This window comes from Glycomyces sp. L485, assembly GCF_022548875.1.
Lineage (GTDB): Bacteria > Actinomycetota > Actinomycetes > Mycobacteriales > Micromonosporaceae > Glycomyces.
Map to the genome: position 1 here is coordinate 93581 of NZ_JAKZEW010000001.1, position 22046 is coordinate 115626.

Below are 22046 nucleotides of genomic sequence, written 5' to 3' on the forward strand. Positions count from 1 at the left end.
CGGTTCAGGTCGTGAGATTCACGACCGTCGAGTCGATGTGCTCGCCTTCAGCATTGAAGTCGACGGTGCCCAGGTACCGGGCGTCGGCTTCGAACCCCGACCAGGCAAGGTCCACTTCGAACGCCCCGCCCAGGCTAACGCCCTGCTCGGCCGGTGAGGCCGTCAGGTTCCCCTCACCCGAACTCGGCACGATCCAGGCGTGCAGCGTCGTGTCGACGCTCGCCGCCCCGGCCCACAGGTCGACGAACACCACGAAGGTGCGGCCGCCCGGCAGGGTCACGGTCTCGTCTGACGTTCCCGTCGCCGAGCTGCCGACCAGCGCCAGCGAGCCGTCGTCGGCCTTCTCGTAGACGAACAGGTCGAGGTCGGTCCCCGCCGGATGGTCGTCGCCGAAGGTCGAGAACCGCACCAGCGCGGCGTCCTCGGACGTCGCGAACTCGAACGACGCAGCGTGCGGGCTTTCGACCGGGGCGTCGCTGGGGAACGTCGAGCTGTCCGGGTCGGTCAGCGTCACCGTCGACTCCTCCGAGGGCACCAGGCCCGACACCGAGGCGCCGAGCGTGCCGTCGAAGCCCGAAGTCCCCGAGAGAGTCGACTCGCCCGAGGCGCCGCTCAGGGCGATCTCGGCGTCCACGCCCAGTTGCGAGGGTTTGACGACGATCGGGGAGCGGACCTCGTTGCGGTCCCATCCCCAGGTCCCGTACTCCTTCCAGGTGAAGTCGCCGAACGCCCACTCGCCGAACGCGCCGTCGGTGCGCTCGATCGTGAGGGTGTAGGTCGCAGACTCGCCCGGTTTGATGTAGAGGTACCGCTTGTCGACCTTGACCGTCGTGCCGTCCGGCGCGTCGATCTTGGCCTTGTAGAAGCCGGCCTTGTCGTCGACGTTGGTGACCGTGCGGGTGACGGTCGCGACGCCGGTGAGATCCGCGACCGAGATCGACGGGTAGTTCAGCTGCGAAGGCTCGATCGGGTCGAAGTTCTCACAGGTCGACGGGATCTTCGCCGACTCCGAGGTGCCGCAGATGTACTCGATCCAGTCGGTCGGGCCGGACTCGTAGACCAGGCCCGGATCGAACATCTCCCTACCGTCGACGTGGCCGGCGCCGTAGTCGAACGGAGTGGCGTCCTCGCCGCCGCGCTGGATCGGCCGGCGCGAGGAGTCGGTCTGGTACGCCGTGGTCATCAAGGCCGACTTGACCGCCATCGGCGACCAGTCCGGGTGCTCGGAGACCATCAGCGCGGCCAGGCCGGCGATGTGCGGGCTCGACATCGAGGTGCCCTGCGCGGCACCGTAGTCGTTGCCGCGGTTTCCCTCCGGGGTCAGACCCGCGAGGATCTCGACGCCGGGGGCGGTGATGTCGGGCTTGAGCAGGTTCTGACCGGCCGACTGCGCCGGACCGGAGGAGGAGAACGCGGCCATCGACGGCGCGACCTGCTTCTCGCGTTCCGAAGTGGTGATCGAGACTGCCGGGTCCTCGGTCGCCGCGACCCAATCGGCCAGCTCCAGGCCGGAGGTGTAGTCGAGGTGGACGGTCGGCGCCGGCTGCGAGGTGACCACGCTGGCGGGCCCGCGCTCGTTCTGGTCGCGGACGATCAGCGCCAGGCCTCCGGCCGAGACGACCTCGTTCGCCATGTCGGTGAACAGGTTCCCCCGCTCGCACAGGATCGCGAAGCCCTCGGCCTTCGCCGGGTCCAGACTGCCGGGGTCGCAGCCCACGGCGGCGTCGGAGTCGGCGCCGTCGACGGCGGCGTCGGCGGCGAGCTTGATCGGCCACTCGGCTCCGCCGTTGATCGCGGCGACGGTGACGGTGGTGTCGCCGAAGGTCAACTCCGAGCGGTAGGTCATGTCGTGAGTGGAGGCCGCGACGGTGGTCGTCCACGGCTCCTGGTGGGCGACGGTGACCGGGCCGCTGTTCCCGGCGCTGGCGGACACGAACACCCCGGAGGCGGCCGCGTTGAAGAACGCGATCGTGACCGGGTCGAGGAAGTCGGCGGTGTTGGTTCCGCTGATCGAGTAGTTGATGACGTCGACGCCGTCGGCGACGGCGGCTTCGACGGCGGCCACCAGGTCGGCGCTGGCGCAGCCGCCCCAGCAGGCCTTGTAGGCGGCGATACGGGCGGCCGGGGCCATCCCCGAGACCGTGCCGTACTCCTCGCCGTCCATGACGACCTCGGCCTGGTAGTTGCCGGCGGAGGTGGAGGCGGTGTGAGTGCCGTGGCCGTCCTGGTCGCGCGGCGAGGCGTAACCGTCGGCGGCTGCGCCGCGGGAGTCGAACCAGCGGGCGCCGATCAGCTTGTTGTTGCAGGTGATGTTGGCGGCGGGGTCGTCGTCGGTTCCCTCTTCGCACTCGCCGTTCCACTTGGAGTCGATGAGGTCCTGGTCCGGGCGGGGCTCGGGCAGCGCCGCGAACGAGGGGTTCTCGGGCCAGATGCCAGAGTCGATGACGCCGACGACGACGCCTTCACCGGCCTTCTCGGGGTCGCCGAACTGCCACTTCCAAGCGCCCCATCTGCCTTCGAGGCCGAGGAAGTCCGGAGTGGTGGCGGTGTCGAGCTGGTAGATCTTGTCGGGGGCGACGGACAGGACCTTGTCGCTGGCAGCGAGCGCCTCGGCCTCTTCGGCCGTCAGCTGGGCGGCGAAGCCCGTGAACACCGTGTCGTATTCGACGACGGCTTCGACGCCGTGCTCGTCGAGGACTTCCCGGCGCTCCTCAGCGAGGTGGTCGCGGTACTCTTCGACCTCGGGCGAGTCGAAGTCGATGGCGTCGCCGTCTTCGGGGGCGGTGGCCGCGATCCCGGCCTCGTCGCCCTCATAGGTGGCGATCGGTTCGTCCGGCAGCTGGACTACGTAGTAGCCGTCCTCGTATTCGACGGGCTCCGCGGGGGCTTCCTTGTAGTGCTCGGGCGAGACCTCGGGCAGCGAGGCGGGCTGGGCTGAAGCCGGTCCGGCCGTGGTGGCGAGTCCTGCGATAACCATGGGGACGGTCGCTGCCGCCAGTGTGATCCTGGCTCCGGATCTGACGCGCGCCTTCGCGCGTCTCCCGGAGAGATGGGGGGACGAAGATCCCATTCGATGAGCTCCTCTCAAAGGGACGAGCGCCGCGCAGGGTGGAAAGCGGCGCACGAAAGCGAGCCTATGGTGAGCATGACTCGCTGTAAACCCTCATATGAGGAGAATTCGACGTTCGACCGATACTGTTACGTGGCTGTGACATTCGCCGTGCGGGCAGGCTGTGAAAGAAGCGGCTCCGAACTGTCGGCGAGCGATTACCAGCGCCACCAAAGGAAACGATGCTGAAACCGGATCTTGACCGAGCTGGCCCTGGCCTTTCCGGTTACGTTGAAACGCAATCCCTGCATTCCCTTGTATTCACACAGGTTCTTGACGGCACCCGCCATGAGGTCGAGCTCGTCGTCCGCATAGGCGCCGTCGGGCAGGATGAGCTCGACCGACGAGGCTCCGGCGTCGATCTCGACGTCGACCTCGCGGGTGCCGATGACCGCGCTTGAGAAGTCGAGCTTGACCGAGCTGGCCTTGGCGTCCAGCACGATGCGGCGGGGCGCCAGCCACTCGCCCTTGCGCTGGATCGCGGAGGCCTTGGGCGACAAGCGGAGTTCGGCGGGAGTGTTCGCCGCGCGCCGCGCCTCCGGGGAAGCTTCCCCGCGGGCGGCGAGCTGCCCGTCGGTGTCGGGCAGGTCCGCGAGGAGGCCCTCGAGCTCGCCGTAGGTCCTGGCGGCGTAAGCCTCGCGGGAGCGCTCGGCGAACTCGTCGAGTTCGAGCCGGCCTTCTTCGGTGGCGGCGTGCAGCTTGGCGATGATGGATTCGCGCTCGGCGTTCGAGACGCGCATGCTCGGGTCGGGCGTTGACATGTGCGTAACCTTCTGGTCGAACCGGCGGCCAGCCGCCGCGGCCTGCGAACGAGCCCGCCGTTGCACCATTCATCGTAGTCGAACAGGTCCGGTTGGCGGATGAGCGCCTTGGTGTTGGCGGCCCACAGTCCAACATACTGGTCACGCGTCCCCTGCGCCTTGTCGAGGAGCTTGTCGACGCGTTTGCGCGAGTGCACGCGGAACTTCGTGCGCACGGAGTCGCCCGCGTAGATGTAGAGGACGTGCAGGGCGAACGAGCGCTTCGGGCAGGTTGCGTCGCCGGCCAGTTCGAGCCAGGTGTCGATGAGCTCGTCGGTGGCGAGCGTCAGGTCCCACTGGCGGCCCTCTGGGGCCACCGATGCCGGGTCGAGCGCCCAAGCCCGGATCTCGTCCATGGTGGGGACCGCCGGGTGCGCGAACCCGGTGAAGGACGTTTCCGACACACGCACTCCTGACGGCCGACTGCGGGGGACTCGAACAATGTTCGCCCCGATCGTAGCGTGGCTCCGCAGTGACCGCCGCGCTCATTCGACGCCCATGGCGTCGACGACGGCGTCGATGCGGGCGCCGATATCGTGCAGGACCGAAAGGTCAGGGGCCCAGCCGCGTTCGAGCAACGCCTCGCGCAGGCCGACGAGCCAGCCTCGCGGATGCTCCATCACATCGGAGCCGGTGAGGACGAGAACCTCCCAGCCGAGGCCTCGCAGCGCCTGGTGGCGCCGCCGGTCGCCGGTATCGGCGGCGAAATCGACGCGGGTGGCCGTGTCCTCGTGCTCGACGCCGACCTTCCACTCTTCCCAGCCGAGCCCGAGGACGGCCGAGCGCCCGCCGGGAGTTCCGACCCGCAGATGCGGCTCAGGCGCAGGGAGGCCCGCGTCGCCGATGAGGCAGCGGGTCCACGACTCCATGGGCGACTCGGCCCTGGGGTCGGCGGCGAGCAGGGTCGCGTTCGCTCGGCGCAGTCGGTCGCCGCGCAGCCGTTCGAGGACGGCGGTCAGGCTGCGCGTGTCGACGCCGGCCCTGAGGAACTGGTCGGCGGCGGCGACGGCTTCGAGCCGCGGCAGGCCCGCTGCGCAGTCGACGAGGGTGCGGGCCCGGCAGGTCACGGGCAGGCCGTCGACGACGGTGGTGTCGGGTGCGGGCAGATCCGAGGCGCATTCGAGAGGCCAGTCCGATTCCTCGGATCCCGGTGGCAGGATGTCGAACCCGTGGATCCACGCGGCGGTGCGGCCGGTGGCGACGATGGAGGGATCGGACTCGAAGGCGTCCTCGAAGCGCTCGCGCAATCCCGTGCCCGAAGCGAGAGAGGTCTGTGCGACGGTGCGGTACATAGGTATCTGGAGCATGCATCGAGTGTCACGGCGTGAACACGCATCGTCAAGGATGGAATCTCGGCCTGTGGATAACTTCCGGCGAACCGGGGCGATCCGCTGTGGATGGAGCGGCGATGCCCGCGCCCGGACCTCAGGCGAAGGTCAGGGCGCGGCCGGATGCCGTCAGGTCCTAAGACCCGTACTCGGCGTCGCACAGTTTCCACTGACCGTCCTCTTCCACGACGGTGTAGGTGTAGCCGCTGTCCATGTCGTCCTCGTCCGGCGCTCCGTCGTCCCAGGTCCAGTTCGCCCAGGCCAGCGTGTCGCCGTTCTCTTCGCGGGAGACGCTCCAGATGATGAAGTCGTAGCCCGCCCCGCCGTACTCCTTCTGGTAGTCGAGCTGCCACTCCATGTCCGAGGTGGGCTTCGCGCAGATAAGCGAGTCGAGAGTGTCGTTGTCGCCCTTGTCGGCGGCCACGACCCAGGAGATCGCGGCGCCCTCGGGCGAGTTCGGTTCGAAGTCCTCGGAGCTGACCGGCTCGCCCCAGCCCTGGAGCTCGCCAGAGTCCTCCTCCTCGGAGGGCTGCTCTTCGGCCTCGGTGGTGTCCTCGGTCGCAGGCTCATCTTCGGTTTCGGTCGTCTCCCCACCGCTCGCGACGGGATCGTCGTCCTCCAGCATGCCGGGGACGATGAGGACCGCGGCCACACCGAGAAGCACCACGAGGCCGACGATGACACCGAGGACGATCCCGAGGTTCGGGCCCTGCTGGGCCGGCGGGATCGGCGGCGGCAGAGGCGGGCCCTGCGGGTAGCCGGGCTGGACGCCGATGGGCGGCGTCATGTTCGGCGGCGGGTACTGGGCGGGCCCCGGGCCGTAGTTCGGCTGAGGAGGGGGAGCGTTGTACCCCTGGGCATAAGGGTCGCTGGGCTGCTGCGGGGGTTGGCTCGACACGTGGTACTGCTGCGGGTCGTAGCCGCCGGCGGGCGGGTAAGTCATCGCTCTCTGTGGCCTCGTCTGCTCTGGGGGGCTCTAGGTGGTGGTCACCGGGGTCCATCGATCGTACAGCGGGGCGGCTACACGCAGTTGCCGCGCGCGGTGGGCACCACTGCGCATAGGCCGCGCGAGCAGAGCCCGTCACCGTCGGTCGCACACCCAGTGCGACTTGCATTCGCCTTGGGGGGCTACGATCTATGGCCCCAGCACCCCACCTCCGATTCCCGGTTTCCAGCCGACTTCAAACCGAGGTTCAACGTATGGCGACTGTCCCTCCCATTGGATTGTGGACGGCCCGGCTCTCCAGCGTGCTCGCACCGCTGCCCGTGGTCGAGATAATCGGCGTCAACCGCCTCTTGGGCTACGGCCTGATCTACCCGGCTCTCGCCGCGACGTGGGCGACATGCCGCTGGCAGCGGCGACGACGAAAGGCGCAGAACCCCAAGCTCGACAAGGAGATCAGGCCGCGCGACTCCTTCTGGCCCGACGAGGTCGCCGAGCCCGTCGACGCCGCCGCGGAGGTGCGCCCGCCCGAGCGGCGCGAGCGGGCGATGAAGAACCTGGTGAGCAGCATCAAGAACGAGGGCGTCGAGCCCGATCTGCGCATCCAGCTCATCCAGGACCTCGTCGACCTCGGCGGCGGCGACATGGCTCTGCGGCTCAGGCCGGTGGCCGAGTCATCTGAAGTGGACTGCGAAGTGCGGCTCGAGGCGGCCGAGCACATGGTCCGCTTCAGCGCCGAGGACGGCACCCGCGCACTCGAATCGATCGCCACCGACGCCGCCGTCGACGACCAGTACCGCCTGGACGCGGCCAGCGCGCTCGTCGACTTCGCGACCCGCGCAGCCGGGAACGCCCTCACGCAGTTGGTCACCGACGACGCCGTCTCCGAGTACGTCCGCCACAGCGCGGCGAACACGCTGCGCCGCATCGACCGCGGATCGGCCGCGACGGCGTTTCGCCACTTGGCCACCGCGCCGCTCATCACCCCGCGGCTGCGGATCATCTGCGCCGAGCAGCTGGCCGAGGACAGCGTCCCTGCCGCCGAATGCGCACTGTGGCGCATCATCAAGGGCGTCGAGTCCAGCATGGACTACAACCTGGGAGTCGACGCGGCCGAAGCGCTGCACGGGATCTGCCCCGATAGCGGGATCGAGGCCTACTCGGCGCTGGCCGTCGACGCGAACTTTCCGTGGTACGGACGCATCGAGGCCGCCTACCGGCTCGGCAGGCTCGGTGTCGAGGACGGCTTCGACCTGCTCAGCGACTTCGCCCGTGCCGAGGGGCTCGCCGACGTCTACGGGATCGCGGCGCTCGACCGGCTCTTCCGGCTCGAAGCCGAGACCGGCACGCTCGACGCCGGCGACTGAGCTTGAGGCGCGATGTGGGCGGCGTCTTCTGCTGCGGAACAGGATTCGTATTGGTTTGCACCTCGAATCCTATGTGGCCGACAGCGTGTCCTTTTCCATACCCCCAGCTCGGGTGCCCCACACTCTAGAAAAGAGCTCCATTTCGCCGTCAGAGCCCGGTTGCAGATGACGGGCTGCTCGATGCCTGCGATTGGACGGGGGGATCCCATTCCGAGCGTCTCCTGCGTGATTTCACGAATCCCAGGTTGGAGAGCGCCAGGAAATCTATCGTGGCAGAGAAAGCCGCCCGGCCGGTGTCAGACGCAGTTCGCCAGTAGTTGACCGGCGGCAACTCGGCCGAACTTCGCGCCCCGCGATCAGTCCAGGTGACTCAGTCATCCGTAGAGAGAGGTCAACATGCCGAAGTTCGTCTACATTTACCACGCACCGACGCCGCCCGCCGACGCCGCCCCACCGGACCCGGAGCAGATGGAGGAGGTAATGCGGCAGTGGATTGCATGGAGTCAGCGGGTCGGCAAGGGGCTGGTGGACTTCGGGACACCGCTCGCGGGAGGCACACGCGTCGACGCGAGCGGAGACACGCAGCCGAGCACTAGTGATGTCGTCGGCTACACCATTCTCGAAGCCGACAGCCGTGATGCTGCGGTGGATCTGGCGAGATCCCACCCGCACCTGCAGATGTCCGGTGGGTGTGTGATCGAAGTCCACGAATCACAACCGATGCCCGGAATGTGAACGCGCTCGGTCAGGTCTCCTCGGGGAGTCTCGCTACGGGCCCCACTGGCCGCCGCATGACTGTCTCTCGTTTCGGGGCTCTTCCGGCGGCTCCCGGCTCCGGCGGCGTCATCCATCACTCGAGCCAGGGCTGACTCCCATGTAGATCGACTGGATCTCCAGGTGGTGGAGGTCGCGGCGTCTGCCGAGCCAGTGCGGGCTGTCCTCGTCGAGCAGGGTCTCCCAGACGACCTGGTCCTCGGCGTCGATGAAGTCCTCGAACCAGCCGACCCGCGACGACAGGACGTGCAGCGCCCGCTTCAGGGCTTCGCCTTCGAGCGGGGCGGGCAGCGCGGTGACGTCGTTGATCACGCTGACTTCGGCCAGTCCCGCCCGCTCTAGAGCCAGGTTCCAGCCGTACGGCATGGGTTCGGCCCTGTGTTCGAGGTTCTCGGCCTCCATGCGTCGCGACCCGGCCTCGGCCAGGCGCAGTTCCAGGCCCGGACGGCCGATGCCGACATTCCAGGGCAGGAACTGCGAGGCCACGCCGCCCTCGCCGATGGCGAGCCGCCCGCCCGTGGCGAGGAGACCGGCCAGTGTGTCAAGCGCCGCTTGCTGATCGGCGGCGTGGTGCAGGACGTGCCCGGCCCAGACGAGATCAGCGGGCGCGCCGACGGCCTTGGCCAGACGCTCGGGTTCGTCGATATTGGACACGGCGGTCTCGACCGCCAGCCCCGCGTCCTCGGCTCGTTCCCGGGCCAGGTCGACCAGGGCTTGCTCGGCATCGACGGCGATCACGCGCGCACCAGGGTGCGACGCGGCGAGCGCCAGGGCCATGCCCCCGGCTCCGCAGCCGACGTCGACGATGACGGCGTCGCTCTCCCGGGAGATCCGGGCGGCCGCGCGCCGCTCCCCTTCGGCCTTGTCGTCGGCGTGCTCGCGGAACCGCTCGGCCTCTTCGCCGAAGTCGATCACCGCGCTGGACTCATGGGACGAAACGTGTGCCATGGTGCCGAACCTACCAGCGTCGGGGCCGGTCGCGGGGCCGCGAGTTTACAATCGGTGCCACCCCGACGAGGCAGGAGAAGAGCGCTGAGTACGACGCCGAATCCGGAGGTCTCCTCGCACCCCGAATCGCCTTTCCACGTCGTCACCGGACGGCCTCCGGACCGCGTCGGCAGCGGCTACGGGCTTTTGAAGGTACGTCTGCGAAAAGCGACCAGGGCGGACAGACCGCTGAACAGCGGGCAGCCCCGAGGGCACGCCGCGGTGCGTCGGTTCCCGCTTCCCGGCGTGCCCGTGCTGATGGTCGACTCCCGACCGGTGGCGCAGGGGGTAGGGACCGCCTGGGTGCGACTGCCGCCCGGCGACTACCGCTGCTCCGTCCAGGCCGGGGGCTTCGCCGGCTGGTGGACGGTGACGGTCGCCGAGGGCGAGACCGTGGCCCTCGACTCGCACCCGGATCGCGCCTGGCCTTCCGCGGACGTCGAACTGCCGCTGGAGCCCGACCGGTTCGCGCGCCGGATCCGGTACTGGACGGCGGTGTTCTACGGACCGCTCGCCGTCGCGATCGCGTTGCTGATCGTCGCGCTCCCGGGCTGCCTCATCGGCGCGCTCGTTCCGGGGCTGGTGGACACCGATCGGGAGAGGCTCATCGCGGGCGGCGCGTTCGGTCTGCTCGTCCTCGCCTTGTGGGCGGCCATGACCGTCCACCACGTCGGCACCATGCGGCGATCGAAACGCCATCGGCGCCAGCAGGAGCGGATCGCTGTCGAGCCTCGGGACACCGGTGGCCCGAGCGTGTACGAGTTGCCGATGACGGCCTCGAAGATCGCCGATGCGACACCGCACGGAGGCGGTGTGCTGCTCGACTTGACCTGGGAGGTCGTCTGGCAGCGCATCGACAGGAACGAGAGCATCGACTGGTACCTGCTCGAACATTACGGCGAACCCGAGGTGACCGGTCACCGGCCCTGGATGCCCGATCCGACCGTCGTGATCGGCGGATCGGACCTTCATCTCTCCTGGGGACGCTGGTGGATTCCGCTGCCGCAGGGCGCGCACGAGGTCGAGCTCGCCGCTCCGCGCCAAGGCGAAGGCGAGCGCGCCTGCGACGACGACCGCTTCGTCACCTGGGACGACACGGTCGAGGTCAAGCCGGGATGGGTCACGCACCTTCGCCTCAACGGCACGGTCATCCAGCACTACGAGAACGACATCTACTCGCTGCGCCTGACTGGTTTCGAATCGGAGGCCCGCGCCTACGGCATCGACGGCAATCTGATCGGCTTCCGCAAGCGCCGCCTTCCGCGCAGGCCGCTGGACGGCCAGACGGATGAACGGTTTCACCACAGCCTCTTCCACGAGCGGGTTCGTCGCGGTGAGTTAGTCTCGCCGTCATGAGTGACCGCAATTCGAGCCGGCCGTCGATCTTCGAGGACCCGGAGGCCTACTTCGAAGCCTTCCAGCAGCGGAACCGTGCCATGCAGGAGCGCGCCCAGGACCTGCAGGCCGCGATGGCCGAGGCCCATGCCACGGCGGAGTCCCCTGACAGCGAAGTGTCCGTGACCGTCAACGTCTCCGGTGGACTCGAGGACATTCGGTTCACTCCGGAGGTGCGCCGCATGGCCGCCGAGACGCTGCGCCAGACGGTCCTGGAGACGTACCGGAACGCCATGCAGCAGGCTGTGCAGAATCTGGACTCGGTGATGGAGTCGGTCCTCGGCGCGGACTCCGAGACGATGTCCGTGTACCGCAACGCGACCCGGCTGAACGAAAGGTAGGCACATGGGACAGGGAATCGACGTCGAACCCGAGACGCTGGCGCAGCATGGCGCGAACATCGCCAGCGTCGTCGGCGGGGTCGTCAAGGAATGCCGCGCGGCGGCCGATATGGCCGAGGGCGGCGGATTCAACGAGAGTTACGGCGCCATCATCAGCCCCATCGCCGTCCCCGCCATGGAGCTCGTCACCTGGAACGCGAAGAGCGCGATGGACGCCGCGATCGGCTTCAACGACGCGCTCGCCGAGGCCGTGGCGGGCACCGCCGCCGTCTATGACAGCATCGACTCCGCGATCGCCGAGGACTTCGACAAGATCGCGGAGGCGATGGAATGAGCGACAACGCCTTCTATGTCAGCAATGACGGTGACGGGGACGGCTTGTCGGACCCCGCGCCGCTCGCGGGCAGCCGTTTCGCCGAAAGCCTGACCAACGTCGGGACGGACCTCTCCGCCGCCGGCAGCGAGGATTGGGACTGGTCTAATTTCGCCATCGACGGCGCGGTGGCCGGCCTCGATGTGCTCGCCTTCGCGCTCAACCCGTTCAAAGAACTGGTCATGGCCGGAGTCGGCTTCCTCATCGAGCACGTCGACTTCCTTCGCGAGCCGCTCGAGTGGTTCACCGGCGACCCGAACGCGATCTCCGCGCTCACCGAGACCTGGTCGAACATCGCCGGCGGGCTCCAGGCCTCCAGCGGTTCGGTGGCCGAGATGATGGCCGAGGTGGAGGGCTGGAAGGGCGACGCGGCGGACGCCTACAAGTCGGTCGGAGCGGCCTATTCGGAGCTGCTCGACGGGACCGCGTCCGCGGCCCAGGCGGTGTCCCAGTGCTACATGGTCATCGGCATCATCGTCTCGACGCTCAAGGCCATTGTGCTGGAGCTGCTCTGTGAATTCGTCTCCCGCGCGATCATGATCGGCCTGGCGGCCCTCGCCAACGCCGCGTGGTCCTTCGGCGGCTCCATCGGCGCCGGGATCGCGATGACGATCACCAGCGCGATCCAGACTTCCGCGAAGATCGGCACCAAGGTCTCCAAGGGCCTGGCGAAGGTCGCGGAGGCGCTGAGCCAGATCAAGCACGCCGACAACGCCTTCGGCAAGATGATCCGCAGCGTGTCGCAGATGGCCGACGAGTTGGCGGGAGGTATCGCGAACAACATGAGGGCGCTCGACATCCCCTTCGACAAGCTTAAGGACAGGTTCCCGGTGCTCAAAGGGGACATGTTCAACTTCAACGGCGGGTACAACCTTCCCCAGCCGTACATCCCCGGCTACGGCCGCGTCGGCGGGCCGACCTCGATCGCGGACGATGTGGGGGACGCCTACGGTTCGGTCAAGAACGTCTGGGACAACGGTCTCAAGTGGGGCGAGAACGGTTCCGGCCTGGCGTACTTGGCCGAAGTCGCGGGTGGCACCGGCGCCACCGGTCTGCGCGGCTTCCTCGGCGGCATGAAGAACAACTACGCCGCCGGCGAATCGGGCCAGGACGCGGAGGAATCGACCACCGAGCGCATCTGAGGTCCTCCTGTCGGAATGGCGCGGTCCGGAGGCGTCAGCGTCGGCCGGGGCGCGTGTCGTCCGGGGCTTCGGAGCGCGCCCGGCCCGTCTCATACGCCCACATCGCGGCCTCGACTCGGTTGCGCAGGTCGAGCTTGGCCAGGATGCCGCCGATATGCGTCTTGACCGTTCCGAGCGAGAGGAAGATCCGCTCACCGATCTCGACGTTCGTCAGTCCGACGGCCAGCAGCGCGAGCACGTCCTCCTCTCGGGCGGTGAGCGGCGAGACCGGCTGCCGGACCTGCCGACGCGGGCGTGAGAACTCTTCGAGCAGCCGGACCGTGATCCTGGGCGAGATGAGGGCGTCGCCGTTCGCCGCGGCCCGTAGGCTTTCGCCGATCAGCTGCGGCCCGGCGTCCTTCAGCAGGAATCCCTTGGCACCGGCGCGAAGCGCGCCGTGAACGTACTCGTCGAGGTCGAAAGTGGTGATGACGACGACCGCGATCGGATCGGCGACACCCTGGCCCGCGAGCAGGGAGGTCACCTCGATGCCGTCGAGTCGGGGCATCCGGATGTCAAGGAGCGCGACGTCGGGCCGGAGACTTCGTGCGAGCTCGACGGCCGCCACGCCGTCTGCGGCCTCGCCGACGACCTCGATGTCCGGCAGCGTCTCCAGCAGCATGCGAAGACCCGTGCGCACGCTCTCCTGGTCGTCGGCGACCACCACCCGGATCATGCCGCACCTCTGACCGGGATCGTCGCGCGCAGCGTCCAGCCTCCGGCCGAGTCCGGGCCAGCGGCGACGTCCCCGCCCAGGAGCGCCGCCCTCTCCGACATCCCCCTCAGCCCATGCCCCTCGCCCGAGGCCGGGCGTGCGGGGGCGCCGTCGTCGTGGACGACGATGCGTGCGACTTCCGGGCCGACGGTGACGGCGACGTCGATCGCCTTGGCGGCCCGGGCGTGTCGGCGCGCGTTCGTGACGCCCTCCTGCGCGATCCGGAACAGGCTCGACGCGACGACGGCAGACGGCGAGTCCGGCGCGTCGACCCGCACGGTGACGCTCGGCGGGCCGGGGTCGGCGAGGCCGGCCAGCTCGGCGAGTCCCGCGGAGGGAGCGTAGTCGGCGGAAGCGCGGAGGGTGCCCACGAGCGCGCGCATGTCGGCGAGGACCGTCTGCGCTTCGCTCTCTATGACACCGAGGGACTCCGCTACGCGTGCCGTGTCGCGCGGGTCGGCGGCCGCCGCCTGCGCGCGGATCACGATGGCCGAGGCGTGGTGCGCAACGGTGTCGTGCAGGTCGCGGGCTAGAGCCTCGCGTTCGGACGCGCGGACGGCCTCGAACTCCCGTACGCGTGACTCCACACGCTCGCGCCGCAGCGCACCGATCAGACACGTAACTCCGACGATCGCGACCCCGGCGACGGCACCGGGGAGCCCGTCACCGCCGAGCGCGATCGAGAGCGCAAGGCCGGCTGCGAGAACCGCGCCGCCTGCGATACGAGCCCGCCCCGATCCCCAGCGGAACACGGCATAGGGAACCGCGAGCAGCGCGAACATCGTCACGAGCGCGTTCGGTTCTACTCCCGCAGCGGCCTGGGCGATCTCGAATCCCGACGTCGTGAGTGTCGTGGCCGCCACGACGATGAGCGGTCGAGAACGTCGCCACGGCAGTCCCGCCAGGAGTGCGAGCGTCAGGACTGTGGTCGCGAACGGCCAAGACAGGTCCGAACGGACGGTGCTTTCGAGGACGGTCGTCGCGGCCAGCGCGATCACGAGCACGGCATCCCGCGGCTTCGGGCCGTCCGCGCCCGCGGCGGCCGGACGAGACCACACGGACCTGATCAACCATCGCACGCTCGGGATGCTACTCATGTCGCGCTCAGCGCGGGTCGGTGCCGACGGGCGATTACCCATTCCGCCACGGCGGCATTGATGAGCCAACCGGCGCTCATCTGCGCGAAGCGCCAGAAGACGTCGGGTTCTCCGAAGATCAGCAGGAACGGGCCCGATGTGAGCACTTGGGTGCCCGCGCCCATCGCCAGGGCGTAGGCGCGGATCATCCACGGCCCATGCGCGGCGACGTCCCGCCGGGCGATCGCCGCGACCCCCAGCGCGATGAAGGCGATCATGAGCGCGCCGACGATGTATCGCGAGACCGCGAGCGCGACGCCGTCGGAGGGAGGCATGTCGTAGAACGCGGTCATCCACACCCCGCTTGCGGCCACTGTGAGCCCGGCCGGTACAAGCAGGTACCGCCCGGCGAAGCGATGCCAGGCGTTGTGCCGCAGCCGCAGTCCGGGGAGGAATTGGAAGGCTCCGACGATCGAGTAGACGAGCGCGCCGGTGATGTGCAGGACGACCGGCAGCGGCATTCGCAGGAATCGGGAGTTGGCGGTCGTCTCCGCTGCGCCGGTGGCGATCTCGCCGATACGCATCATCCCGGCGAGGGCGGGAACGAGGGCGAGCAGGATGAGGCCGGCAGCGATCAGCCACTCGCGGCGAGGAGGGTTCCGAGAAAGGTCCATACCGTGATCCTGCTGGCCGCGACGTTCGGGCGCTTCGGCCATGTGGCCGAATGTCTCGCTGCGGCCTGTCGCGATGCGGATAGGGTGAGTGTCCATTCTCGTGGATCGAGGAGAGGCTCCGGTGGAGATGAAAGCGGTTGTGTGCGAGCGATACGGGCCGCCCGAGGGCCTCGCGCTGCGAGAGGTTGACAAGCCGGAGCCTGCGGCCGGCGACGTGCTGGTCAAGGTGTTGGCGACGACGGCGCATGTCGGTGACACCCGGATCAGGAGGGCGGACCCGTTCTTGGCGAGGCTGGTCTACGGACTTTTCGCACCGAAGAAGAACCTCGTGCTCGGACTGGAGTTGTCCGGTGTCGTCGAAGCCGTCGGGCAGAACGTCACGTCTTTCACGGCGGGCGACGAGGTGTTCGCGTTCACCGGGTTCGGGCTGGGCGGATATGCCGAGTACCGGTGCCTGCCCGCCGTGGACAACGGCCGTGTCCAACGGACGGGGCTGGTGGCGCCGAAGCCCGCGAACCTGACCCATGAGGAGGCGGCCGCCGTACCTGCGGGAGGACTCACCGCGCTGAAGAACCTCCAGAAAGCGCGGGTCGGTCAAGGCCACAAGATCCTGATCAACGGCGCCTCCGGCAGTTTGGGAACGTACGCCGTCCAGCTCGCCAAGCACCACGGTGCGGAAGTCACCGCCGTCTGCGGCACCGGGAACCGTGACCTGGTCGTCTCCCTCGGCGCCGACGAGGTCATCGACTACACCGAAGAGGACTTCACCCGGACTGCGAACAGGTACGACATCGTGTACGACGCCGTGATGAAGACCAGTGCGGCGCGTTGTCGACGAATCCTGAAACAAGGTGGCGTCTTCGTGAACAACTCCCGCCTCCCGAAGATCGAGTATGCCGACCTGTTGCACTTGAAAGACCTGATCGAACGGGGCCACCTGCGACCAGTCATCGACCGGACGTACCCGATGGAGGAGATCGTCGAGGCGCACCGATACGTCGATAAGGGACACAAGAGGGGAAACGTGAGCATCACCGTATCCTCGACCCCACCCCCAGCTGCCTGAAGAGGGCGACCGGGTCAACTTCGCCTACCGGTTCGTATACAACGGCGAGTCTCTGTCGGACGTCGGCTGGACGCGTGTGCAGTAGACACAGATCGGGTAGCGCTGACTTGTGCGACCGTATACTCCTTTGAAGCGTGGCAGGAGTCCGACGGCGTGTTCACGGGCGACGGCTGGCTCAGTCTCGAGCATCCCGAGCGTGCTGCCGAAGCGCTGCTGATCCCCAACAACATGGCCGAGAGCCAACGCACCTGCGAGGACGACCCGAAGGACGGCGGCGGGACACACCCTCCTGCGCACGTTGCAGCCGGAGATCAGTTGTGAGGCTGTGGAACCTCGCCCGCCCTACCACTCGTATGCGAGCCTGTGACCAGGCATGATACTGGTAGAGCAGGCCCTGACATCGCGCTGGACAAACTGATACGACCCAACTGGAATGCCAAGCGGCTTGTCGACCGCGCGGGCCGGGGCGAAGCCCCGGCCCGTCAGCAGTTCAGCGGTCGCAAGCGCGCTGGTGGGCGGCCCAGATGCGGGCAGCGGTGTCGGCGATTGCAGAGGAGTGTGTTGCGCTCCAATCCATATGGACGGGTGTTGCGACCCGCAACTCCGGGCGGTCGCCGTCGAGGCCGATGATCGATCCGAGGACTGCCGGTTCGATGTCGGCAAAGGTGACGCGGAGCCGTGGCTGGGCTGGGAGCGTGGCGAATCGGAGCGTTCGGCCTCCGATGGTCTCGACGGCGAGGACCGGAAGCCCATCTGGATCGGTGCTCTCAACAGCCTCGGCAAGGACAGGCAGCGCGGTGAGCGCGACGAAGTATCGGCGGCGGACTTGTCGTGGCGTGCGGCGGGAGCGGCTCACCGGACACCGCCTCCCGATGCCGGGTGGAGTTGGTCGAAGTGCCGCTCCCACTGGAGGACGTAGGGCGCTTCGGACCTGGGGTGCGGGCTGGGCCTGTTGGCCGGGACGTGCCGCATGTCGACCGGGTTCGTGTTGGCCGGCGGGTCTGAGGGTGCTGCTGCCTCTGGCCCCTTGAGTACCACGACGATCCACCAGACGAGACGGAGCAGGGCCGCGATCGTGCGCCCGCATTCGCGTTCAGTCGCCGAAAATGTGGACTTATGGGCGGCGGCGAGCGGCTCGGAGTCGACCAGCCACCGGTCCCAGGCATCCTCGCGCAGGTTCGAGAACCGGTACGGCTCTTCGCCGCCGAGGTCTTCTTCGCTCAAGACCCGGCGACAGCTCGGGGCCGGGCTCGGCCTTGCCTCGGCGACCGGATCGGGCTCTTTCTCCCACGGGGGAATCGGATCGGGCAACTCCCCGCGACGATGGCGGCCGGTGCGCCGGTCCTGACGCCAACCCGGCGTCCCGTACGGACCCGTGTCCTCCGGGTCGTGGGGGCGGTTGGCATCGATGATCCAGGTATCACCCGGCTGGTGCCGCAGGTGCGGCGGTTCGTAACGCGGCGAAGCCGGATCAGAGTCCGGCGCTTCAACATCGCACAGGTCCGGACGCGTTTGATACCGGTACGCACCAGGCGTAGCCGGATCGGGTGAGCCGTCGGGAAGGAACAGGCGGCGGCCCGCCCAGTCGAAGTACCCCTGGCCTGGGACTTCACTCAAGCCGGGGTTGTCGGGATGCGGGTAGTCGTACGAGTTTCGCTCTACCGCCTCGGGGCGTTCTTGACGTACGCTGACAGAGACCATGGAGGGTTTCCTTCCGATGGTTTGGGTTGGCGGGCCGCCGGTCAGATTGGCGTTTGAAGGGCGGCCCGCCGCTTCCGTATTCAGTTGGTCTTGGAGTCCGCGCACTGCGCGTGCACAAAAGCGTTACACACCTGTACTAGTGCTTTCAAGCAATGACACGCCAACCAACCAAAACCGTCTAGCGTCTCTGGCGTCACATTTCGCTTGCTCGGTGAACCTCATTGGCCCCCATGTCTATTGAGCTCATCAGACAAACTCTCATGTTGTCCCCTGTTGTTCACCGGGGCAGAACTTCCGAGAGCAGGTTCAATCGAATGCAAGGGAAGGCGACCGTAAGTGGTGACGAGACCGCCGCAGATGCTCGGACCGAACAGAATCCACAGGAGCACCACGGCGGCCCTACCCGTCCCAGGCATGCTGGATAGTCCTGAAGTGGGTTCGTACGGCGACTGCTGCAGCGACAGCGCTGGAGGCCAGATCCGATTTCGGGTTCAGGGGCGGAACTGGAGATGTCGGTCATGAAGCATGGCTTCAGGCGGTTAGGGTGCCACCAAGCTTGAGACGGCGGTTCTCGGATCGCATGCGGTCGAGCTGAGCGCGCGGGACCGGGCTTCGGTACGGTAGTCATCGTGGGCGAAGGCACGAAGCGCAGGTTCAGGTTTCAGCCGGTCGATGACGACGGGCCGGACTTCGGCGACCCGCCGAGGAACTGGGGCCGGGTCGTCTCGATGGCCGGCGTCTGGACCGTGGTGCTGCTCGGCGGCGCCTGGATCGCCCCCGGCTTCGCCTCCGGCGGAAGCTCCGCCGCCACCGATGTCCGCGACCAGCCCGCCACCGACGAGATCAACGCCGCCTCACGCTACCTGCGCTTCGGTAGTGACGACGACGTAGACCGCGCGGAGCAGGTCCTCTGCGACGGAGCCTCGCCGGGAGTGAAGCCGGCCGATCTCGTCGAGCTGCGTGCCTTCTATGAAGAGGAGCTAGGAAGCTATCCTGAGACGGAGGTCAAGACCGAACTGCCGGAAATGACGGCTCAAGGGGCCGAGGTCGATGCGACGATCTCTTATATAGCAGGGAATTCCTTCCGCGAAGAGTCCTTTTCAGTCACCGTCAAAGAGTCCGATGGCGACTTCTGCGTGACTCAAGCGGTTCGGCACGAACAGGAGCAGGACGAGCCCGGATCGGCCGGTGATCCGCAAGAGCTGGCCGCACGGTATCTGAGCGCGGTCTTCGTCGCCCGCAACATCGAGGCCGCTGCCGGCCACCAGTGCAGGGAGTACGAAGGGGTCGAGCCGCGGGAACTGAGTGACGCTCTCTCTGACTGGGAAGTGCTCTTCGGCGAGGCCAGCGCGATCCAGAGCTTCGATGGTGACCCGGTCACGTCCACTGGTTCGACCGTGGTGCCGATGAGCGTAGAGCTCAGTTCCGGCCGAGCAGTCGAAACCTTTTCCTTCGAAGTCACTGTGGAAGGCGATTGCGCCGCAGCTCTATCCGGAGGGGAAGCGCTGCTGGAGACTTCAGACTGATATAGGTTCTCAGACCGAGCCTCCGCGGAGGACGATCATCCGAACCGCACGGAGCGGGCCGCTCCGGCCATGAAGCATGGCCGTTGCAGGCCGCATCGACAAGTCCAACGACCCGTAAGCCTGGCCACGTGGTCGCACACTCCTACGGTGCGATCGCCGCTTCTTCGCAGATCTTGGCTTGTCGGTAAGGTCGTGAGTCCTGGTCGTCGTCGAGTTTGTGCGCGTAAGGAGGACATTGTGGTCAGTACCCCGGGTCCGGTGCTTTTGCTGACAGCGGCTGTGATCTGGTCCGAAGGTCGGGTCCTGCTGGTCCAGGAGCGCGGTGACGCAGGAGGTCCCGAACGGTGGGGTCTGCCGGGCGGCCAGGTGGAGTCGGGGGAGTTGGTGATCGATGCGCTTGTCCGTGAAGTCGCCGAAGAGACCGGTCTGCGGGTTCGCGACGTGGGTCCCTTGGCGTTCGTCACGCAGCATCGGACGCATCGGCATCCGGGCACCGCGCTGGTATTGACCCATGAAGTGCTCGAGTTCGACGGTGAGCTGGCGCCGCGGGACCCGGACGATCAGATTATGGTGGCGGAGTTCCTCTCTCGGGAGATGGCAGTTGAGCGTGTGCGCGCGTTCGGGAGTGGGCCGCAAGTGGATCCGCTGGTCGATTACTTGATGACCGGTCCGCAGGCCGCGGGCGCGAAGAGTTGGTTCTGGCATATGGATCGGGAAGGACCGTTTTCAGTCAGGGTCGTGCCGGGCTGAGCGCTAGCGGGCCAGTCTCCGTTTGGGGATGGGTTCGGCATTCCGAACGAGCAGGCGACGGATCTCGGGCTGCTTGAGGTAAGCCAGGCCTGTTCGCCGGGTTCGGTGGGCCGCATCTGCTCATAGCGGTTTCCGCGCGGGAAGACGACGGCAATCTCAACAGCCTGGCGGAACCGCCACCTCTACCGATTTGGCAATGCGGCACCGATAGTCCTGATGAGAACCTACACTCGACGATTTCACTCCAATGGAGCGCCGACATTGCTCATGAACGCGACCGGGTCGACCGCGCCCTCGGAGGACCGGTCTCCGTTCAGGTGCACCTCGTAGTGCAGGTGCGGCCCCGAAGAGCGGCCTGAAGAGCCGACGTATCCGAGGATCTGGCCCGCCCGGACTACGTCTCCCTCCTTGACCAAAGGTCGAGAACTGAAGTGGCAGTAGCGGGTCAGGTAATCGCCAGCGTGCAGGATATTGATGTACCAGCCGCATCCGGCGACCGACGGCGATCCGTCCACATCGCACGAATAGGGGCTTCCGTCCGGTCCGAAGGCATTGCACTCCGAGGTGATGACCGTCCCGCTGGAAGCCGCCACGACCGGTGTGTCCCGGGGCGCGCCGATGTCGACGCCCTGGTGGGTCGGGCGTGCCGCCGTCCGGAAACCGGACCAGATCGGTCCCTGCACGGGGATGATCCAGCCCGCCGCCGAAAGTTCGCCCGGCCCCGCGCATTCGCCGAGGCTCACGTTCACCGCCGAGGACCTGCCGCCGCCCCCTGTCAGCGTGTTCACGATGTCCGTGGCATCGGGCTCGTGCTTCGCATACGCGAACGGATACGCCGAGATCTGCACGCGCTGAGCGGCCTCGGTAAGCGCCATGCCCTCCCAGCCGTCGATCGTCTTGAGCTTCTCGTAGAACTTGGTCGCTGCGTAGACCGGATCCTGGATCTGCTCGGGCGTCCCCCAGCCCGAGGACGGCCGCTGCTGGAAGAGGCCGAGGGAGTCGTGGTCGTTCCGGTCGCCGAGGTGTCCCAGGTTCGTCAGTCGCGATTCCTGCATCGCCGTGGCCACGGCGACGATCCAGCCGCGCGCCGGGATCTCCAATTCCTGGCCGACCGAGACGATGATCGCCGCGTTGTAGACCTGATCCTCGCTCCAGACACCGACGGACGGCAGGTCCGCGTCGGGATCCACCATCACGTTGTTGCCGCAGCCGGCCAGCATCATCTGGTTGCCGCCGTTGTCATCGTCCGACTGGTCGGCGAGCAACTGGATCACCACGCCGGCCGCGCCGAGGCAGCACACCGACACCAGCGCGACGCCCCACATCCAGCGCCGCCACCAGCGTGGGCGCCTCGGAGACTCCAGCGTCGTCATGCGGCCTCCCAGTCGATCGCCGACACCAGCCACGCCTGCGAGGCCCACGAGTTGTCGCCCTCGATCATCGTGAGGATCAGCGTGCCGGTGTCCATCGGGATGAGGACTTCACCGCCGTCGGTCTCGGCCTCACCGGTGATCTCGGCGGCGGGCACTCCCGAGGGGTCGACGCCTCGCATCAACTCGGCGGCCTTCTCGGTCAAGTACGGCTGCATGCTCTGGAACCAGGAGTTGGCGTCCTTGCCCTCCCCGCCGATCCACGCCTCGGCGAATTCGAGAGCCTTTTCCACGGCCTCGTCGGGAAGCCCCTCGTCCTCATAGGGATCATGGAGCGGCGAGTCGTCCCCATCGCACTCGTCTCCCTCGCATTCGGGAACGGTGATGCCGTCGTCGACCGTGAGCTCCTGCGACGGAGAGTCGGAGGCGGAGGACCCGTCGTCCGATCCGCCCGAACTCAGCGGAAAGTCCTCGCGCCCCTGGGTCAAGGCGAGCGCCCCGACCACGAGCAGCACGATGATCACGACGATGCCGTATCGGGAGAAGATGATCCGCAACGCCGTGCGCATG

General features: G+C 67.6%; 22 protein-coding genes. 10 read left to right on the forward strand and 12 right to left on the reverse strand.

All coding sequences use genetic code 11. From position 1 onward, the window contains the following. Positions 1–4 precede the first annotated feature (4 nt). The 4 genes from L0U85_RS20350 to L0U85_RS00485 form a co-directional block, all read right to left on the reverse strand. Positions 5–2977 carry a S8 family serine peptidase gene (locus tag L0U85_RS20350; protein ID WP_277605191.1) on the reverse strand — a complete coding sequence of 991 codons (2973 nt, stop codon included), beginning with the start codon at positions 2975–2977 and terminating at the stop codon, positions 5–7. A gap of 290 nt (positions 2978–3267) precedes the next feature. Further along, positions 3268–3870 (reverse strand): DUF1707 domain-containing protein, encoded by a 603-nt coding sequence (locus tag L0U85_RS00475; protein WP_241375642.1) that lies wholly within the window; start codon positions 3868–3870, stop codon positions 3268–3270. Positions 3871–4394: 524 nt separating this feature from the next. Next, positions 4395–5216: a hypothetical protein gene (locus tag L0U85_RS00480; RefSeq protein ID WP_241375643.1), complete on the reverse strand. Its 822-nt coding sequence runs from the start codon at positions 5214–5216 to the stop codon at positions 4395–4397. A 157-nt stretch (positions 5217–5373) separates the two neighbouring features. Beyond that, entirely contained in the window at positions 5374–6180 is an 807-nt protein-coding gene (locus tag L0U85_RS00485; RefSeq protein ID WP_241375644.1) for a hypothetical protein, read from the reverse strand. 257 nt (positions 6181–6437) lie between these two features. On the opposite strand from L0U85_RS00485, the gene L0U85_RS00490 reads away from it, so the two are divergent. Next, complete coding sequence (locus tag L0U85_RS00490; protein ID WP_241375645.1) at positions 6438–7547, forward strand: hypothetical protein; 1110 nt, start codon at positions 6438–6440, stop codon at positions 7545–7547. Between the two features lie 396 nt (positions 7548–7943). Next, positions 7944–8282, forward strand: a complete 339-nt coding sequence (locus L0U85_RS00495) for a YciI family protein (RefSeq protein WP_241375646.1) — start codon at positions 7944–7946, stop codon at positions 8280–8282. 108 nt (positions 8283–8390) lie between these two features. On the opposite strand, the gene L0U85_RS00500 is transcribed toward L0U85_RS00495, so the two are convergent. After that, entirely contained in the window at positions 8391–9269 is an 879-nt protein-coding gene (locus L0U85_RS00500) for a class I SAM-dependent methyltransferase (RefSeq protein ID WP_241375647.1), read from the reverse strand. 315 nt (positions 9270–9584) lie between these two features. On the opposite strand from L0U85_RS00500, the gene L0U85_RS00505 reads away from it, so the two are divergent. From L0U85_RS00505 to L0U85_RS00520, 4 genes are read left to right on the forward strand one after another with little or no spacing between them, the layout of a single operon-like run. Then, positions 9585–10664, forward strand: coding sequence for a carboxypeptidase-like regulatory domain-containing protein (locus L0U85_RS00505; protein WP_241375648.1), 1080 nt, complete (start codon positions 9585–9587; stop codon positions 10662–10664). Beyond that, positions 10661–11044, forward strand: a complete 384-nt coding sequence (locus L0U85_RS00510; RefSeq protein WP_241375649.1) for a YbaB/EbfC family nucleoid-associated protein — start codon at positions 10661–10663, stop codon at positions 11042–11044. The genes L0U85_RS00505 and L0U85_RS00510 overlap by 4 nt, the downstream gene beginning before the upstream one ends. 4 nt (positions 11045–11048) lie before the next feature. Next, entirely contained in the window at positions 11049–11378 is a 330-nt protein-coding gene (locus tag L0U85_RS00515) for a type VII secretion target (protein WP_241375650.1), read from the forward strand. Continuing rightward, positions 11375–12559, forward strand: a complete 1185-nt coding sequence (locus L0U85_RS00520; RefSeq protein ID WP_241375651.1) for a hypothetical protein — start codon at positions 11375–11377, stop codon at positions 12557–12559. Before L0U85_RS00515 ends, L0U85_RS00520 begins: the two co-directional genes overlap by 4 nt. Positions 12560–12593: 34 nt before the next feature. On the opposite strand, the gene L0U85_RS00525 is transcribed toward L0U85_RS00520, so the two are convergent. Genes L0U85_RS00525 through L0U85_RS00535 form a run of 3 tightly spaced genes read right to left on the reverse strand, consistent with a single transcriptional unit; the run spans position 12594 to position 15063 of the window. After that, a complete protein-coding gene (locus L0U85_RS00525; RefSeq protein WP_241375652.1) occupies positions 12594–13274 on the reverse strand; it encodes a response regulator transcription factor in 681 nt (226 codons plus the stop codon). Then, on the reverse strand, positions 13271–14392 hold the full coding sequence (locus L0U85_RS00530) for a histidine kinase (protein ID WP_241375653.1): 1122 nt from the start codon (positions 14390–14392) through the stop codon (positions 13271–13273). The genes L0U85_RS00525 and L0U85_RS00530 overlap by 4 nt, the downstream gene beginning before the upstream one ends. Positions 14393–14406: 14 nt before the next feature. Continuing rightward, complete coding sequence (locus tag L0U85_RS00535; protein ID WP_241375654.1) at positions 14407–15063, reverse strand: DUF2306 domain-containing protein; 657 nt, start codon at positions 15061–15063, stop codon at positions 14407–14409. A 127-nt stretch (positions 15064–15190) separates the two neighbouring features. Here L0U85_RS00535 and L0U85_RS00540 point away from each other — a divergent pair, with 127 nt between their 5' ends. Together L0U85_RS00540 and L0U85_RS00545 are read left to right on the forward strand one after the other, a co-directional pair. Continuing rightward, positions 15191–16129, forward strand: coding sequence for an NAD(P)-dependent alcohol dehydrogenase (locus tag L0U85_RS00540; protein ID WP_241375797.1), 939 nt, complete (start codon positions 15191–15193; stop codon positions 16127–16129). 153 nt (positions 16130–16282) lie between these two features. Beyond that, on the forward strand, positions 16283–16450 hold the full coding sequence (locus L0U85_RS00545) for a hypothetical protein (protein ID WP_241375655.1): 168 nt from the start codon (positions 16283–16285) through the stop codon (positions 16448–16450). A gap of 169 nt (positions 16451–16619) precedes the next feature. Here the strand turns inward: L0U85_RS00545 and L0U85_RS00550 are convergent, their stop codons facing one another. Both L0U85_RS00550 and L0U85_RS00555 read right to left on the reverse strand, forming a co-directional pair. Beyond that, positions 16620–16985: a hypothetical protein gene (locus L0U85_RS00550; RefSeq protein WP_241375656.1), complete on the reverse strand. Its 366-nt coding sequence runs from the start codon at positions 16983–16985 to the stop codon at positions 16620–16622. Further along, entirely contained in the window at positions 16982–17830 is an 849-nt protein-coding gene (locus L0U85_RS00555; RefSeq protein WP_241375657.1) for a hypothetical protein, read from the reverse strand. The genes L0U85_RS00550 and L0U85_RS00555 overlap by 4 nt, the downstream gene beginning before the upstream one ends. Before the next feature lie 629 nt (positions 17831–18459). On the opposite strand from L0U85_RS00555, the gene L0U85_RS00560 reads away from it, so the two are divergent. Both L0U85_RS00560 and L0U85_RS00565 read left to right on the forward strand, forming a co-directional pair. After that, complete coding sequence (locus L0U85_RS00560) at positions 18460–19356, forward strand: hypothetical protein (RefSeq protein ID WP_241375658.1); 897 nt, start codon at positions 18460–18462, stop codon at positions 19354–19356. A 237-nt stretch (positions 19357–19593) separates the two neighbouring features. Beyond that, positions 19594–20106 carry an NUDIX hydrolase gene (locus L0U85_RS00565; RefSeq protein WP_241375659.1) on the forward strand — a complete coding sequence of 171 codons (513 nt, stop codon included), beginning with the start codon at positions 19594–19596 and terminating at the stop codon, positions 20104–20106. A gap of 239 nt (positions 20107–20345) precedes the next feature. Here L0U85_RS00565 and L0U85_RS00570 read toward each other — a convergent pair whose 3' ends face one another. Then, positions 20346–21479, reverse strand: a complete 1134-nt coding sequence (locus L0U85_RS00570; protein ID WP_241375660.1) for a M23 family metallopeptidase — start codon at positions 21477–21479, stop codon at positions 20346–20348. Next, entirely contained in the window at positions 21476–22045 is a 570-nt protein-coding gene (locus L0U85_RS00575) for a hypothetical protein (protein ID WP_241375661.1), read from the reverse strand. Before L0U85_RS00575 ends, L0U85_RS00570 begins: the two co-directional genes overlap by 4 nt. Position 22046: the final 1 nt, after the last annotated feature.

Coding starts and splice junctions, on each gene's coding strand:
- L0U85_RS20350 (WP_277605191.1), bottom strand. CDS start 2,977: ATGGTTATCGCAGGACTCGCCACCACGGCCGGACCGGCTTCAGCCCAG.
- L0U85_RS00475 (WP_241375642.1), bottom strand. CDS start 3,870: ATGTCAACGCCCGACCCGAGCATGCGCGTCTCGAACGCCGAGCGCGAA.
- L0U85_RS00480 (WP_241375643.1), bottom strand. CDS start 5,216: ATGCTCCAGATACCTATGTACCGCACCGTCGCACAGACCTCTCTCGCT.
- L0U85_RS00485 (WP_241375644.1), bottom strand. CDS start 6,180: ATGACTTACCCGCCCGCCGGCGGCTACGACCCGCAGCAGTACCACGTG.
- L0U85_RS00490 (WP_241375645.1), top strand. CDS start 6,438: ATGGCGACTGTCCCTCCCATTGGATTGTGGACGGCCCGGCTCTCCAGC.
- L0U85_RS00495 (WP_241375646.1), top strand. CDS start 7,944: ATGCCGAAGTTCGTCTACATTTACCACGCACCGACGCCGCCCGCCGAC.
- L0U85_RS00500 (WP_241375647.1), bottom strand. CDS start 9,269: ATGGCACACGTTTCGTCCCATGAGTCCAGCGCGGTGATCGACTTCGGC.
- L0U85_RS00510 (WP_241375649.1), top strand. CDS start 10,661: ATGAGTGACCGCAATTCGAGCCGGCCGTCGATCTTCGAGGACCCGGAG.
- L0U85_RS00515 (WP_241375650.1), top strand. CDS start 11,049: ATGGGACAGGGAATCGACGTCGAACCCGAGACGCTGGCGCAGCATGGC.
- L0U85_RS00520 (WP_241375651.1), top strand. CDS start 11,375: ATGAGCGACAACGCCTTCTATGTCAGCAATGACGGTGACGGGGACGGC.
- L0U85_RS00525 (WP_241375652.1), bottom strand. CDS start 13,274: ATGATCCGGGTGGTGGTCGCCGACGACCAGGAGAGCGTGCGCACGGGT.
- L0U85_RS00535 (WP_241375654.1), bottom strand. CDS start 15,063: ATGGACCTTTCTCGGAACCCTCCTCGCCGCGAGTGGCTGATCGCTGCC.
- L0U85_RS00540 (WP_241375797.1), top strand. CDS start 15,191: ATGAAAGCGGTTGTGTGCGAGCGATACGGGCCGCCCGAGGGCCTCGCG.
- L0U85_RS00555 (WP_241375657.1), bottom strand. CDS start 17,830: ATGGTCTCTGTCAGCGTACGTCAAGAACGCCCCGAGGCGGTAGAGCGA.
- L0U85_RS00570 (WP_241375660.1), bottom strand. CDS start 21,479: ATGACGACGCTGGAGTCTCCGAGGCGCCCACGCTGGTGGCGGCGCTGG.
- L0U85_RS00575 (WP_241375661.1), bottom strand. CDS start 22,045: ATGCGCACGGCGTTGCGGATCATCTTCTCCCGATACGGCATCGTCGTG.